Genomic DNA, 12,628 nt, shown 5'->3' on the forward strand with positions numbered 1-12,628 from the left:
TCAGGCAGCTTGCACGATGCGCGGCTCGCAACGCACCGGGAAGTTGACCGAATTGGCAATGAAGCAGAAATGATGCGCGCGCTCGTGCAGTTCGGCCGCCAGCGCAGCGTCGTCGCCAGCGCGGATGGTCACTTCGGGGCGCAAGGTGACGGCGCTGAAGAAGCCGCCACGCTCGCGGTCCTCGACCATGACGCCTTCGGCCTCGTCGCGGTAGGCCTCCACCGTCACCCCTTCGACCGCGCAGAAGTGCAGATACCAGAGCTTGTGGCACGCGGACAGCGACGCCACCAGCATGTCCTCGGGATTCCAGCGCGCGGGATCGCCGCGGAAGGCCGGATCGGACGATCCCGGCACATCGGGCTTGCCCGCCGCACGGATCACGTGGTCGCGGGAATAGGCCGCGTAGCTGGACGTGCCGGAGCCGGTGTTGCCGGTCCAGTCGACGGTGACGTTGTAACGGTGTTCGCCTTTCATCGGAATCGTCCTGTTCAAGAGGGAAGGCCCGGGCCGGTGCGCCTGGAAAATAAGGTAGCGTAGCGCATGCACGGCCGCTGCCGGCCCCCGCGCTTTACATCCCGTTTCAGCACCGCCCCGTTACTGTCCGTATCGTGACCGGTTTGCCAAACAGGAGCTCGCCATGATGAAAACCACCCTGACCTGCGCCCTGACGCTAGCCCTGCTCGCCGGCTGCGCGCCCTCCCGGCCCGGCGCCGGCGGTTCCGCCCCCGTCGACAGCCACACCGCCCGCGATTCGCTGGACTGGGCCGGCAGCTACGAAGGCACCCTGCCCTGCGCCGACTGCCCGGGCATCCGAACCCGCCTGACCTTGGAACAGGATGGCCGCTACGAAAGACAGACCCAGTACCTGGACCGCCAGCCGCAGCCCGAGGTGGTAACCGGCACATTCAGCTGGGAGTCCGACGGCAGCACCATCCGCCTGGACGCGTCCGGCGACAGCCAGCGCTACTTCGTGGGCGAAAACCAGGTGACCATGCTGTACCGCGACGGCACCCGACCTACAGGTCCGCTGGCCCCGCACTACGTACTGCGCCGCGCACAATAAGGCATCGCGCAACGCGCGCGCTTGCGGCTATGCTTGCCGCATCGTGCGCGCCAGCGCGCGCCCCTACGCCCAAGGAAACCATGAAGACCGACCACGAGCTGCTTTCCGCCTTCGCCCCCACCGGCGCGTTGCGCGCGTCCATCAACCTGGGCAATCCCATCCTCGCCCACGCCGATCCCGTCACCGGCCAGGCCGGCGGCGTCTCGGTCGACCTGGCAACTGAACTGGCGCGGCGCCTGGACGTGCAGCTGGAACTGGTGGTCTTCAAGTCGGCCGGCGAATCCGTCAATGCCGTGGCCGCAGAAGAGGCCGACGTGGGCTTCTTCGCCATCGATCCGCTGCGCGGCGCGCAGATCGCATTCACCGCGCCCTACGTGGTCATCGAAGGCGCGTACCTGGTGCGCCAGGACTCGCCCATCGCCAGCATGGACCAGGTGGACCGCAAGGGCCAGCGCGTGGTGGTCGGCAAGGGCAGCGCCTACGACCTGCACCTCACGCGGGAACTCAAGCAGGCGGAGATCTTCCGCGCACCAACCTCGCCCGCCGTCGTCGACACCTTCATGCAGGAAAACATGGAAGTCGCCGCAGGCGTGAAGCAGCAGCTTGAAGTCGACGCGCAGCGCCTGGGCGGCCTGCGCCTGCTGGACGGCCACTTCATGCTGATCCGGCAGGCCATGGGCGTGCCCAAGAGCCGCGGCGACAAGGCCAGCGCCTACCTGGCTGCCTTCGTCGAGGCCATGAAGAAATCGGGCTTCGTCGCCGAAGCCCTGGCCCGCCACAAGATCCAGGGCGCCGCGGTGGCGCCACTGGAGGCCTGAGCCCGCTGCTCGCGCCTCGCAAGAACAAGGCCCCGCTCGAGCGGGGCCTTGTTTTATGCGCCATCGGCGCGTCCTCAGTGGCTGATCATCCAGGGCCTTGCGCCCGCGAACGACTTCGCCCCATCGGGCGTGGTGCGCGTCTTGCCCGCCGTCTTGCCGCCGGAGCAGCATCCGCAATTCATGCCGTGGCCGGAACGCGAACTGCGCGGCTCGTGGGCGCTGCGTTCATTGACCGCGCGCGCCCGGTTCACCGCGGACGATAGCGCCGAGATCGCCGGCGCTCCGCCCAGGATGCGGCCGCACATCGCGCCGCATTGCGGGCAGGCCGCGGGATCGCGCCACTGGGCCAGAGGCACCAGCGCCGCGAACTCGCCGCAATCGCCGCAGGCATAGTCATACATGGGCATGGGATGGCTCCTAGCGGTCGCGCGACAGCGGCATGTCCACGCCGCCCTGGATGTGCTTGACGGGGCCGGACGCCGACGGTTGGATGTCGAAGTCGAAAATCTCCGTCGGCAGCCACAGCGTGGCGCAGGAGTTGGGGATGTCCACCACCCCGCTGATATGCCCCTGCACCGGCGCGCAGCCCAGCAATGAATACGCCTGGGCGCCCGAATAGCCGAACTTCTTCAGGTACTCGATGGCGTTCAGGCAGGCCTGCCGGTACGCGACGTTCACGTCCAGGTAGTGCTGCTTGCCGGATTCGTCCACCGAAATGCCTTCGAAGATCAGGAAGTCCTTGTAGGCCGGCGTGATCGGGCTGGGCTTGAAGATCGGATTCCTGATCGCGTACTTGTCCATGCCGCCCTTGATCAGCGACACGCGCATGTGCACCCAGCCCGCCATTTCAATGGCGCCGCAGAACGTGATCTCGCCGTCGCCCTGCGAAAAATGCAGGTCGCCCACCGACAGGCCGCCGCCCTTCACATAGACCGGAAAGAACACGCGCGCGCCGCGCGAAAGGTCCTTGATGTCGCAGTTGCCGCCGTGCTCGCGCGGCGGCACCGTGCGCGCGCCTTCGCCCGCCGCCTTGTCGCGCTCCGCTCCCTGCATGGCGCCCATGTGTGCCGTCTTCGGCGCGGGCGGATTGGCCAGCGGCGGCACGCGGTTGGGATTGGTGTCGATCAGCGCCTGCTCGCGCCGGTTCCAGGTATCCAGAAGCTTCTTGTCCGGCAGGCAGCCGATCAGCCCGGGATGGATCAACCCGGCGAAGTTCACGCCCGGGATATGGCGGGACGACGTGAACATGCCATGGAAATCCCAGATGGATTTCTGCGCGTGCGGAAAATGCTCGGTCAGGAAGCCGCCGCCGTTATTGCGGCTGAAGAAGCCGTTGAACCCCCACAGGCTGTCCGGCTTGGCGCCGATGTCCAGCAGGTCCACCACCAGCAAGTCGCCAGGCTCGGCCCCTTCCACACCCACCGGCCCCGAGAGAAAGTGCACCGTGGACAGGTCTACGTCGCGGACGTCGTCGGCGCTGTCGTCGTTCTTGATTGCGCCGCCGGTCCAGTCATAGGTTTCCAGCACGAAGTCATCCCCGGGCTTGACCCACACGGCCATCGGAATGTCCGGATGCCAGCGATTGTGGATCTGTGCGTTCTCGTAGGGGGATTGGGCCAGGTCGACCTTGATGAGGGTATCGGTCATTCTCTTTCATCTCCAACGTAACTTGTTGATAAAACAGAAATTTCTATCTCCGACTGTCTCGCGAGCGCGCCAGGCGGCGTTGCAAGTCGTTGATATGTAAAGAACAGTAGGCGAGTTTCAGGCAACCGTAAACTGGGTTTTCGACCAGTAACCAGGGGATAAATTGGAGTAGAACTTAAGAGGCATGGGATGCGTCATGCGCCCGCTGCACCCCCACCTGCCATCACCTGATCCAGGGCCATCGCACAACACTCTTTCCATATATTCAATACAAAAAACTACACACGCAGGAAACATACCTCCGCCAGACTAATGGATCCGAAATTCAGTTCCTTTTCAAAGGGCAGTGAGCGTATCTATTGGATGCCATGTCGACCGCCCCCTCCGTCTCGTGCAGCACTGCGCGAAATTGTGCGATTTATATTTCCGGCGGCATCGGCGACGGAGTGCTCAGCATGGTTTTTGCCCGGGCATTGGCCGAACAAACCGGAGGGACGGTCTCATTGCTCATGACTCAAAATGAGTCCGCGCAAGAACTGTTCCGCGCTCAGCCCTATGTAGGGGAAGTCATCTCGCTGCGATCGGAAAACCGGCTGCAAGGCTGGGAACGAATCACACGGGTGAAGCAGGTCCTGGCGGATCGCGCCTACGACAGCCTGTTTCTCTTTACCTTCCGTACTCACATTGCGCTGGCGGCCCGCTTGGCAGGAATTCCACGGCGCATCGGTTTCGTACGCATGCATCATCCGCATCTCGCGGCACTGCTCACGCATCGTCTCTGGGTACGCCGCAAAGGAACCCCGCACCCCGACATCTATACATGGCTGCCGTTGCTGTATGCCAAGGCTGGCTATCAGTATGAGCCACGTTATCCGTCGCTATTCTGTACGGATTCGGCGAGCAGCAAGGCCATCCAGTTCTGCCAAGCGCAATCGCGGACGGTTGGCTTCGGCTTGAATGGATCGATACCCTGCAAACGCTATAGCGGCAGAGCATTTGCGGAGGTCGCGCGCATCTTGCATGCGCAAGATAGCGGACTGCGTTTTGCATTGGTGGGCGGCAGCGATGTCCAGGAGATCGCCCAAGAAATTCGCAGCTTGCTGCCCGAGTCCATTGTTTTGTTGGACGCAACGCAACAGGCCACGGACATATGCGATAGCCAGGCGCTGATCGCGCGCTGTTCGGTGTTTGTTTCCAACGACAGCATGGGCATGCACATTGCGGCGGCCCACGGAATACCGACCATAGGTCTGTTCGGCGCCACTCCTGCGTTGCGGTATGTGCCCTGGCTGCATCCGATTGAAGCCGCCGTAAAGGGCGACATGGCCAGCATTGCGCCGCAGACAGTGGCCGAGGCGATCTGGAAGCATCTGGCGGCAGCGGGTTCGGACGGATCTGCCCATCCGGCGCACTGATGCTCGCGGCAGTTATGATGCTGCCCATTCAGTCGCATTCCCAAGGTATCCCCGCATGGCCGCTCTTGACCGACGCTCCCTCGCCGTCCTGCTCCTCTGCGCCGCCAGCGCCCCCGCCGTCGCGCAAGACTGCGTTGCGCAGGTCCAGGCAGAGCAGGCGCGCATCGACCGCGCGCAGGACGTGCAGCGCACGCGCGAAGCATCCAACGATCTGCAATTGAATCGCGAGCTGTGCCAGGGCCGGCTGGACCTGCTGGATGCGCGCTACGCCCTGGTCGACGACTTCGAGGCCTGCCGCCGCAAGGGGGTCGAGTTTCCGGCGAAGATGGCGCGCGCGCTGAGCGACGCGTCCGAGGAACTGGCCGACAAAAAGGCCGCATGGATCAGAACCTGCGGCCTGCAGATGAAGGATTGAGCGGCCCGCCAGCCGGCGGGCGCGCGGCTCAGGCGGCCTGCTTCTCAGCGCTGTGCGGGAAGAAGATGGCCCGGCTTGGATCGAAGCCGTAGCGGTGCTCGAACTCGGTCGCATCCGCGGCCAGCGCCAGCACCGAATCCAGGATGAAATCGGCCTTCTCGTCTGGCAGCAGCACGCTGAAGTTCAGCCGGATGAAGCCCGGCTTTTCCATCTCGCGGCCGTCCAGGATGGCCTGGCGCATCTGCTGCGATTCTTCAGCGTCGATATCCAGCAGGCGATGCACGTAGGGTCCCGCGCAGGCGCAACCGCCGCGCGCCTGGATGCCGAAGCGGTCGCTCAGCATGCGCGTCACCAGTTGCTGGTGCACGAAGCCGCCGCGGCCGTTGCGCACCCGGAACGAGAAGATCGGCAAACGGGCCGCCGTCAGCGAACCCAGCAGTTCCAACTGCGCAGCGCCCTGCCATCTGGCCAGCGCGCGCTGTACGAAGTGTTGATTGCGTTGGCGCATGAAATCGGCGCCCAGCGCTTCCTTCACAAGCAGCACCAGCGCCGCGCGGATATCGCCCACCACATTGGGCGTGCCCGCTTCCTCGCGCGCTTCCAGGCTGCCGCTGTAGTCGTGGCCCGCGGGCGAAACAAAGCGCACCGTGCCGCCGCCGGGCCAGGTGGGCTTGGTGTCCAGCACCGCGTCGCGGCGCACGATTAGCACGCCCGAGGCGCCCGGGCCGCCGATGAACTTGTGCGGCGAGAAAACAATCGCGTCGATCGCCGCGTCGGCAGCAGGCGTCATCCGCATCGTCAGATAAGGCGCACCACCTGCGTAGTCCCACAGCATCTTCGCGCCCGCGGCCTTGACGCGCCGGGTCACTGCCGCCACGTCCGCCACGATGCCCGTCACGTTCGAAGCCGCCGACAGCGCGCAGACGACCAGCGCGCCCTTCCCGGCTTGCAGCGCCGCGTCCAGCTGGGCCAGCTCGGGGCCGCCTTCCGGGCTTTCCGCCAGCTCGACGACTTCAGCGCCGCATTCGCGCCACGGCAGGATGTTGGAATGGTGTTCGTAGGGGCCGATGATGATGCGCACCTTGCGGCCCGCGGCGATGGCCTCGCGCACGCCGAACAGATGCACCAGCCGGTTGATCCCCGCCGTCGCGCCAGACCCCGCAAAAATCACGGCATGCTCATCGCTCGCGCCGCAGCACCGCGCAATCGCCGCGCGCGCCTCGCGGCGCAGGCGGGTAATGAAACCGCCGCAGTATGACGCCTCGGTATGCGAGTTGGCGTAGTACGGCAGCACCTGCTCAAGAATGAAACGCTCGACCTGCATCAGCGCCCGGCCGGACGCAACGTAGTCGGCGTACACCAGCGGCTTGATGCCATAGGGCCCCTCGACCACCGCATCCTTGCCGATCAGCCCCTCGGCCAGCGCCGCGGCCACGTCGTCCGTCTTCAGGCTTTCCTGGAATTGCTGCAACGGAGTGATCTTGGCGGGGGTCGTTTTGGTAGGCGTATTCATGTCGGGGATGTTCCTGGGCACACCGAAATATCATACGATGGAAAGAAATTTGAAACCTCACCTAAATTTTGCCAAAAACCTCATAAATTGGGTCATTTGATCTTTTAAATGGAAAAAATAGATAAATTTGATCTGAATATCATCTCCTGCCTGCAAAAGGACGGCGCGCTGTCGCAACGCGAGCTGGCCGATCGCGTCGGCCTGTCGCAAAACGCCTGCTGGCGCAGGCTGCAGCGCTTGAACGCCTGCGGCATCATTCGCGGCACCCGGGCCGAGGTCAATCTGGTCGAACTGGGACTGGACCTGACGGTCTTCGTGATGATCCGCACCAGCCATCACGCCAAGGCCTGGGCTGACGGCTTTCGCCAACATGTGGAACGCCTGCCCGAAGTCACGGAGTTCTATCGCATCGGCGGCGACTGGGATTACCTGATCAAGGTGGTCTGCCGCGGCATGGCCGGGTACGACCGCTTCTACCAGAAGCTGATCACGGATTTCGAGCTTTCCACGGTGACCGGGTTCTTCAGCATGGAGGCCATCATCGAGAACCGGCCTCCGGATCTGGGGGGATTGGAGGGATAAGGCAGGCGGGGTACGACCCATGCGGACATGACAGAACCGTGACGCCGGGACGATCGGATTTGTAATTCCAATGACTGCGGATTGTCGGGCGACGGCCTGCACACTGGCCCTGCCAATCCGCCAGAAGACATGGTTTCCGTGGCTTCCGGTCGGTATGACGCATATCGATCTTCCCCGCTCACGGAGTCCCCATGAAAAAGCTATACGCCGCGGCGGCCGCCACGGCACTGTCTGGCGCCGCCTATGCGCAGCCCTCTTCCGTCACGCTCTATGGCCTTATCGACACCGGCATCGGCTACGCCAACGTCGATGGCGCCTACACCGATCCCGCCACCGGCAGCCGCACCCGCGTCGACAGCAGCCGCATCGGGTCCACCACCGGCACCACCGCGGGTTCGCGCTGGGGCCTGCGCGGCAAGGAAGACTTGGGCGACGGCCTGTATGCGCTCTTCCAGCTGGAGTCCGGCTACGACAGCCGCAACGGCAACTCGCTGCAAGGCGGCCGCCTGTTCGGCCGCGAAGCCACCGTGGGCCTGGGCAGCGCCGACTGGGGCGAAGTCCGCCTGGGCCGGCAATACAACGTCGCCGCGCGCTACTTCACCGGCATGTTCGGCTCGTCGTTCGGCGGCGGCTTCAATCAGTTGAACACCGGCGCGGGCCTGGGCTTCAGCTCGGCCTACTTCGTGCGCTACGACAACCTGGTCGTCTATGAAACCCCGTCGATGGGCGGCTTCAAGGGCGCCGTCGGCTATGCCTTCAACGCCGACGACCGCCGCCTGGCCCAGACAGGCTTCGCCACCGCCGACAACACCCGCGCCATCACGGCCGGCCTGCGCTACGACAACGGCCCCGTGATGGGCTTTGCCACCTATGACCAGCTCAATGCCTCGAACAAGCTGAGCCCAAGCCAGACCGACGCCACGCCGCGCTCCTACATTGTCGGCGGCTCCTACGACTTCGAGGTCGTCAAGGTCGCCCTGGCCTACAACCGCATGAGCGACGGCTGGTTCGCGGGCAAAGGCTTCCCCAATGGCGGCAGCATCGGCGGCTTCACCGGCACCCCGTCCTACGCATTCGTCAAGGGCTTCCGCTCCAACGCCTACATGCTGGCGCTGGCCGCCCCGGTCGGCAGATCCGGCGGCGCGTTCGCATCGTGGCAGCGCGCCGATGCCAACAACAAGCTGCTCACGGGCGGCGACGCCACCAGCAACACCTACAGCCTGGGCTACAACTACAACCTGTCCAAACGGACCGATCTGTATGCGGTGGCGTCCTACACCACCAACTGGGCGTTCCTGGACAACGTCAAGGCGACCGAAGTGAACATGGGCATCCGCCACCGGTTCTAGCGCCAGCATTCACAAAACGCTGTATGCAGGGAATCCCTTGATTGCGCCCTCCTCCGCGAAGGGAAGGCCAGATGATCGCCGCGCGCCGTTTTGGCGCGCGTTTTTTCTGACGCCGCGCGGCTGCCGGCCGCGCATGAAGACTTGTGCCGATCACATCGGACCCGCCGCCAGCATATAGCTGCCGCCCCGTATCGTATGCAGCAGCTTGGGCCCCGGCCCTGCATCGATCTTCTTGCGCAACCTGCGCATCGTGACCGCGACCGCATGCGACTTGAAATTACGCTTGTCGTGGATATGCAGCTTCATTTTCCAGACCTGCTCGGCCAGCTCCCATCCCACGCACACGACCCCGGGCCGCTGCATCAGAAAAGCCAGCAAACCGAATTCCTTGGGCGTGAGCGGCAGGAACTGCCGGTCGCGGTAGGCGCGGCAACGCAACAAGTCCAGCTCCAGATCGGCAAGCTGCAACCTGGGACTGGACTCGGGGGGATTGATCACGGAGGATTCAGCCACGCCGGGCGCTCCTGCCCCGCGGGCGGCTATCGCCGCGACGCGTTCTGGCGTTGCACTTCAGCCTGGTACTCCGGCCCCGAACGCAGGCGGAAGTACTCCGTAAATGCCGCCTTGTACTCCGGACTGTAGATGTCCGGCGTCTCTTCGCCACGCCAGAAGCGGTCCACGCCCGCGCGCTTCCATAGCGCCAGGTCGGCCAGCACTTCGGCGCGCGTCAACGACGGACCATTGGGGTTGGCCAAACCAGCGGGCGGCGGCGCGGACTGCGCCAGCGCCGTGCCGGTGGCGGCGGCCGACAGCGCCAGGATCAATGCGGCTTTGCGGATCATCTGCATGCTTGTTTCCTATGTATCGTGGAGGGGACTGCACGATCAAATTCTAGGAAGGCGATGCAGACAGAAAGCGGATAGCGGGATTACGTTTTTGAAATGGCGGACCGCGGACGCGTGGCCCGCGATGCCGCTACCAAGCCAGGCCCTGCTCAGCGAATCCCAGGCGCCGCGGCCTCAAGAACACATAGCAATGCTGGAATCCATCCGCCACGACGTGGCGCGCGCCCGTCGTCCCCGCGATACCGGGCTCGAATGTCTTGAAAACCTGAAACCCCTTGGCCTGCTCGACCACGAAACTCAGGCGCTCCGGTTTGTCGTTGTAGCCAAGCACCAGCATTCCATCGTCGGCCAGGACACGATGGCATTCAAACATCAGCTGATTGAATGCTTCTTCCGTATCCAGGCCGAAGCCGATCAGCCCATTGGCGAACACCACGTCAAAGCTATGGGGCGGATAGTAGGTAGACAGCTCAGTCGCGGAACCCACCACGTGCCTGTTGGGCTGACCGTACGCGGCGTTGCGCGGATTCAGGTCTATCGAATAGAAATCCAGATCCAGCAGCCGGTCGTAGTGCCAGTTGTGCTTATCCAGCCCGATGAAAAGACATCTGGCCGCTGGAGCCGCGATGCCGCGCCGGAAATGCTCATTGACGTAGTCGAAGACCTCTTGCTCCATGAACATCCTGCTGGGCACCCGCAGCCGGAAATCGGCGCCCAACATTCTCAAAAGGCCCGGAGAAACCCGGAAAACAGCGCGCTTCAGCGCGTAAGCTATTTTTTTAACGAACCTCATGATCCCCAAGATCTCAAAAACCCGAAAAACGCCAGACCTGCTACCGGCATTCCCGCCGGCCAGCCGTCGCGCTTTCAAATTTTATTTTTGGGAGAGATTCTTTATCCGGAGTTTTTCTGAATTGGTAATTACTTTTTCTTGTGGCGCGGCCACAGAAAAACATGGCGATGCTGGAATCCAGCCCGCCATGACGCGTGAATTTCCAAAAAAAAGTGCCCGACTGAATTTTCAGCTGAAGAGAATTTCGTCGGACACTTTTTAGACAGGCGATGCAGACAGAAAGCCAATAGCGGGATTACGTTTTCGGAATAGCGGGCGGCTCTGAGCGGCCGTCCCCAGCTATGCCGCCGCCAGGTCCATGCCCAGTTCACCCAGCCCCAGGCGCCGAGGCCGCAAGAACACATAGCGATGCTTGAACCCATCCGCTACGACGTGGCTCGCGCCCGTCATTCCCGCTATGCCGGGCTCAAACGTCTTGAAGACTTGAAAACCCGCGGCCTGCTCAACCTTGAAACCCAGGCGGTCAGGCTTGTCGTTATAGCCCAGCACCAGCATCCCATCGCTGGTGAGGACACGATGGCATTCAAACATCAGTTGATTGAATGCTTCCTCCGTATCCAGCCCGAAACCGATAAGCCCATTGGCGAAGACCACGTCGAAGCTGTTCGGAGAATAGTAGGAAGACAATTCGGTCGCCGAACCCACCACGTGCCTGTTGGGCGGGCCATAGGCCGCGTTGCGCGGATTCAAGTCTATGGAATAGAAGTCGAGATCCAGCAGCCGGTCATAGTGCCAGTTGTGCTTGTCCAGACCGATGAAAAGGCATCTCGCCGCCGGAGCCGCCGCGCCGCGCCGGAAATGTTGATTGACGTAATCGAAGACCTCTTGCTCCATGAACATCCGGCTAGGCACCCGCAAGCGGAAATCAAGGCCTAGTTTCCTGGCAAGAGCCGGAGACGCGCGGAAAACGGCGCGCTTGAACGCGTAAGGTATTTTTTGACGAACTTCATGATCCTCCAGAACTTCAAAACAAACCCGTATGGCACCAAGTGCCGAAACGGCCCTCCCGCGGGCCGCCAGCCCCACTTGTTTTTTGTGAGGTCTGTTCTTTGGTCGAATTCTTCCTTGGCTTGCCTGATGGCTATCGAAACGCAGCCTTGACAAGCCTGAATTTTCTTGTTCGAAGAGCTATCAGACCCGATCGCCACTTTGGTGGCGGCAGGTCACGCCGTGTCCGTCCAAACCATGGAGATGCACACGTCCCGAGGGAAAGAGTCCTGGCCGGGCTGCTCGATAGGCAGCAGTCTGATGAATCAATTTGCCGGCGCTGTCCCAGTGCATCGCCCCGTTGCGCTGCGCTGGGATAGGATTCCTGCGTCGTAGCGGCTCAGGAGGGAGCCTGAGGCTACGCGTCTTCTATTGATAGCTAACGGCTGGTCAGGGCGATTCTTAATGTTTTGGGTTTGTTTTTTGGATTTTTCCGTCCCGAAAAAAAGTGACGCGCGCCCGGAATTTTCCAGTTATCAACTGTCCAACTTTTAGGGAGGAGGTCACTTGGACCACAGGAAGCTCTTGGTCTTGTAGCGGACCTCGTCGTAGGCCGAACCGGTTTCCATCCCGGCGACCAGGTTGATGTCGCGTCCCGCGACCAGCGTAAGGTTGCCGCCCGCCGCGATGGTCGAGCCGACGCATGAACGGCGGCGATTTGGGCGGTAGGGAATTACAGCGGCAGAAATAAATAGCCCCGGCTGCGCCGGGGCTATTTATATATATCTAGAAGACTTCGTGCCTGAGTCGTTTAAAGCAATCACTCTTCTTGATAGCTTCCTCTATATCAGAGGATCGATCAGTAGCATTTATGTAGAGCAAAACCGGGTAATCCGGAAAACCCTGTTCAACTGGCTCCTCATCAAATGGATCAAGATTCATCTTCAGAACAAAATTTTCCGAATCATTACTACCGAACATGTAGTAATCACCGCCATGATAGGTGCTATTTCTTTCCTCAAAAGAAATCCCAAAAACTTCCTCAATACGACTTCTTGCCAGCAGAAGGCTTATATCTTTGGCACCATATAGATCATATGCATTGTTCATTTCGGAAGAACCACACTTGGAGAACGACTTGCAGCTGTTGCAACAGAGTCATAAATCATAAAGTTAACTTCACGGTCCGCCTGTGTACTCA

At 62.1% G+C, this 12,628-nt stretch carries 16 protein-coding genes; 7 read left to right on the top strand and 9 right to left on the bottom strand.

The features are described from left to right. Nucleotides 1–474 (bottom strand): OsmC family protein, encoded by a 474-nt coding sequence (locus tag HV766_RS15780; protein WP_054452562.1) that lies wholly within the window; start codon nucleotides 472–474, stop codon nucleotides 1–3. A 163-nt stretch (nucleotides 475–637) separates the two neighbouring features. On the opposite strand from HV766_RS15780, the gene HV766_RS15785 reads away from it, so the two are divergent. Continuing rightward, on the top strand, nucleotides 638–1,063 hold the full coding sequence (locus tag HV766_RS15785) for a copper resistance protein NlpE (protein WP_054452565.1): 426 nt from the start codon (nucleotides 638–640) through the stop codon (nucleotides 1,061–1,063). Between the two features lie 80 nt (nucleotides 1,064–1,143). After that, entirely contained in the window at nucleotides 1,144–1,881 is a 738-nt protein-coding gene (locus HV766_RS15790) for an ABC transporter substrate-binding protein (protein WP_175181459.1), read from the top strand. 74 nt (nucleotides 1,882–1,955) lie between these two features. Here HV766_RS15790 and HV766_RS15795 read toward each other — a convergent pair whose 3' ends face one another. Continuing rightward, on the bottom strand, nucleotides 1,956–2,288 hold the full coding sequence (locus tag HV766_RS15795) for an FmdB family zinc ribbon protein (protein ID WP_125472600.1): 333 nt from the start codon (nucleotides 2,286–2,288) through the stop codon (nucleotides 1,956–1,958). Nucleotides 2,289–2,298: 10 nt separating this feature from the next. Further along, entirely contained in the window at nucleotides 2,299–3,528 is a 1,230-nt protein-coding gene (gene fmdA / locus HV766_RS15800; RefSeq protein WP_054452573.1) for a formamidase, read from the bottom strand. A gap of 368 nt (nucleotides 3,529–3,896) precedes the next feature. On the opposite strand from fmdA, the gene HV766_RS15805 reads away from it, so the two are divergent. Further along, entirely contained in the window at nucleotides 3,897–4,943 is a 1,047-nt protein-coding gene (locus HV766_RS15805; RefSeq protein WP_054452574.1) for a glycosyltransferase family 9 protein, read from the top strand. 55 nt (nucleotides 4,944–4,998) lie between these two features. Next, the gene (locus HV766_RS15810) at nucleotides 4,999–5,358 is read left to right on the top strand and encodes a hypothetical protein (protein ID WP_054452577.1); all 360 of its coding nucleotides are present in this window, start codon (nucleotides 4,999–5,001) and stop codon (nucleotides 5,356–5,358) included. Nucleotides 5,359–5,386: 28 nt separating this feature from the next. Here the strand turns inward: HV766_RS15810 and HV766_RS15815 are convergent, their stop codons facing one another. After that, nucleotides 5,387–6,871, bottom strand: coding sequence for an aminotransferase class V-fold PLP-dependent enzyme (locus HV766_RS15815; RefSeq protein ID WP_175181460.1), 1,485 nt, complete (start codon nucleotides 6,869–6,871; stop codon nucleotides 5,387–5,389). A gap of 108 nt (nucleotides 6,872–6,979) precedes the next feature. On the opposite strand from HV766_RS15815, the gene HV766_RS15820 reads away from it, so the two are divergent. Together HV766_RS15820 and HV766_RS15825 are read left to right on the top strand one after the other, a co-directional pair. Next, nucleotides 6,980–7,453: an Lrp/AsnC family transcriptional regulator gene (locus tag HV766_RS15820; RefSeq protein WP_054452588.1), complete on the top strand. Its 474-nt coding sequence runs from the start codon at nucleotides 6,980–6,982 to the stop codon at nucleotides 7,451–7,453. A gap of 191 nt (nucleotides 7,454–7,644) precedes the next feature. Further along, nucleotides 7,645–8,802: a porin gene (locus tag HV766_RS15825; RefSeq protein ID WP_175181461.1), complete on the top strand. Its 1,158-nt coding sequence runs from the start codon at nucleotides 7,645–7,647 to the stop codon at nucleotides 8,800–8,802. Between the two features lie 150 nt (nucleotides 8,803–8,952). On the opposite strand, the gene HV766_RS15830 is transcribed toward HV766_RS15825, so the two are convergent. The 3 genes from HV766_RS15830 to HV766_RS15840 all read right to left on the bottom strand — a co-directional run bounded on the left by HV766_RS15830 (nucleotide 8,953) and on the right by HV766_RS15840 (nucleotide 10,440). Further along, a complete protein-coding gene (locus tag HV766_RS15830; protein WP_088158210.1) occupies nucleotides 8,953–9,315 on the bottom strand; it encodes a winged helix-turn-helix domain-containing protein in 363 nt (120 codons plus the stop codon). Nucleotides 9,316–9,341: 26 nt separating this feature from the next. Further along, nucleotides 9,342–9,650 carry a DUF4148 domain-containing protein gene (locus HV766_RS15835; protein WP_175181462.1) on the bottom strand — a complete coding sequence of 103 codons (309 nt, stop codon included), beginning with the start codon at nucleotides 9,648–9,650 and terminating at the stop codon, nucleotides 9,342–9,344. A gap of 127 nt (nucleotides 9,651–9,777) precedes the next feature. After that, nucleotides 9,778–10,440, bottom strand: coding sequence for a methyltransferase domain-containing protein (locus HV766_RS15840; RefSeq protein ID WP_175181463.1), 663 nt, complete (start codon nucleotides 10,438–10,440; stop codon nucleotides 9,778–9,780). Between HV766_RS15840 and HV766_RS15845 the strand changes: the two genes are divergently transcribed. Continuing rightward, nucleotides 10,439–10,702 carry a hypothetical protein gene (locus tag HV766_RS15845; protein WP_175181464.1) on the top strand — a complete coding sequence of 88 codons (264 nt, stop codon included), beginning with the start codon at nucleotides 10,439–10,441 and terminating at the stop codon, nucleotides 10,700–10,702. The two genes, HV766_RS15840 and HV766_RS15845, sit on opposite strands and share 2 nt — an antisense overlap. 77 nt (nucleotides 10,703–10,779) lie before the next feature. On the opposite strand, the gene HV766_RS15850 is transcribed toward HV766_RS15845, so the two are convergent. Both HV766_RS15850 and HV766_RS15855 read right to left on the bottom strand, forming a co-directional pair. Continuing rightward, nucleotides 10,780–11,604, bottom strand: coding sequence for a class I SAM-dependent methyltransferase (locus HV766_RS15850; protein WP_254593324.1), 825 nt, complete (start codon nucleotides 11,602–11,604; stop codon nucleotides 10,780–10,782). Nucleotides 11,605–12,213: 609 nt separating this feature from the next. Next, nucleotides 12,214–12,537, bottom strand: coding sequence for a hypothetical protein (locus HV766_RS15855; RefSeq protein ID WP_175181465.1), 324 nt, complete (start codon nucleotides 12,535–12,537; stop codon nucleotides 12,214–12,216). Nucleotides 12,538–12,628 lie beyond the last annotated feature (91 nt).

The sequence above is a fragment of the Achromobacter aegrifaciens genome (assembly GCF_902859735.1).
In the GTDB taxonomy this organism is placed as follows: Bacteria; Pseudomonadota; Gammaproteobacteria; order Burkholderiales; family Burkholderiaceae_B; genus Achromobacter; species Achromobacter aegrifaciens.

Excerpts from the sequence above, each read along its gene's own strand:
- HV766_RS15780 (WP_054452562.1), bottom strand. The coding sequence starts at position 474 with ATGAAAGGCGAACACCGTTACAACGTCACCGTCGACTGGACCGGCAAC.
- HV766_RS15785 (WP_054452565.1), top strand. The coding sequence starts at position 638 with ATGATGAAAACCACCCTGACCTGCGCCCTGACGCTAGCCCTGCTCGCC.
- HV766_RS15790 (WP_175181459.1), top strand. The coding sequence starts at position 1,144 with ATGAAGACCGACCACGAGCTGCTTTCCGCCTTCGCCCCCACCGGCGCG.
- HV766_RS15795 (WP_125472600.1), bottom strand. The coding sequence starts at position 2,288 with ATGCCCATGTATGACTATGCCTGCGGCGATTGCGGCGAGTTCGCGGCG.
- fmdA (WP_054452573.1), bottom strand. The coding sequence starts at position 3,528 with ATGACCGATACCCTCATCAAGGTCGACCTGGCCCAATCCCCCTACGAG.
- HV766_RS15805 (WP_054452574.1), top strand. The coding sequence starts at position 3,897 with ATGTCGACCGCCCCCTCCGTCTCGTGCAGCACTGCGCGAAATTGTGCG.
- HV766_RS15810 (WP_054452577.1), top strand. The coding sequence starts at position 4,999 with ATGGCCGCTCTTGACCGACGCTCCCTCGCCGTCCTGCTCCTCTGCGCC.
- HV766_RS15815 (WP_175181460.1), bottom strand. The coding sequence starts at position 6,871 with ATGAATACGCCTACCAAAACGACCCCCGCCAAGATCACTCCGTTGCAG.
- HV766_RS15820 (WP_054452588.1), top strand. The coding sequence starts at position 6,980 with ATGGAAAAAATAGATAAATTTGATCTGAATATCATCTCCTGCCTGCAA.
- HV766_RS15825 (WP_175181461.1), top strand. The coding sequence starts at position 7,645 with ATGAAAAAGCTATACGCCGCGGCGGCCGCCACGGCACTGTCTGGCGCC.
- HV766_RS15835 (WP_175181462.1), bottom strand. The coding sequence starts at position 9,650 with ATGCAGATGATCCGCAAAGCCGCATTGATCCTGGCGCTGTCGGCCGCC.
- HV766_RS15845 (WP_175181464.1), top strand. The coding sequence starts at position 10,439 with ATGATCCCCAAGATCTCAAAAACCCGAAAAACGCCAGACCTGCTACCG.
- HV766_RS15840 (WP_175181463.1), bottom strand. The coding sequence starts at position 10,440 with ATGAGGTTCGTTAAAAAAATAGCTTACGCGCTGAAGCGCGCTGTTTTC.
- HV766_RS15855 (WP_175181465.1), bottom strand. The coding sequence starts at position 12,537 with ATGAACAATGCATATGATCTATATGGTGCCAAAGATATAAGCCTTCTG.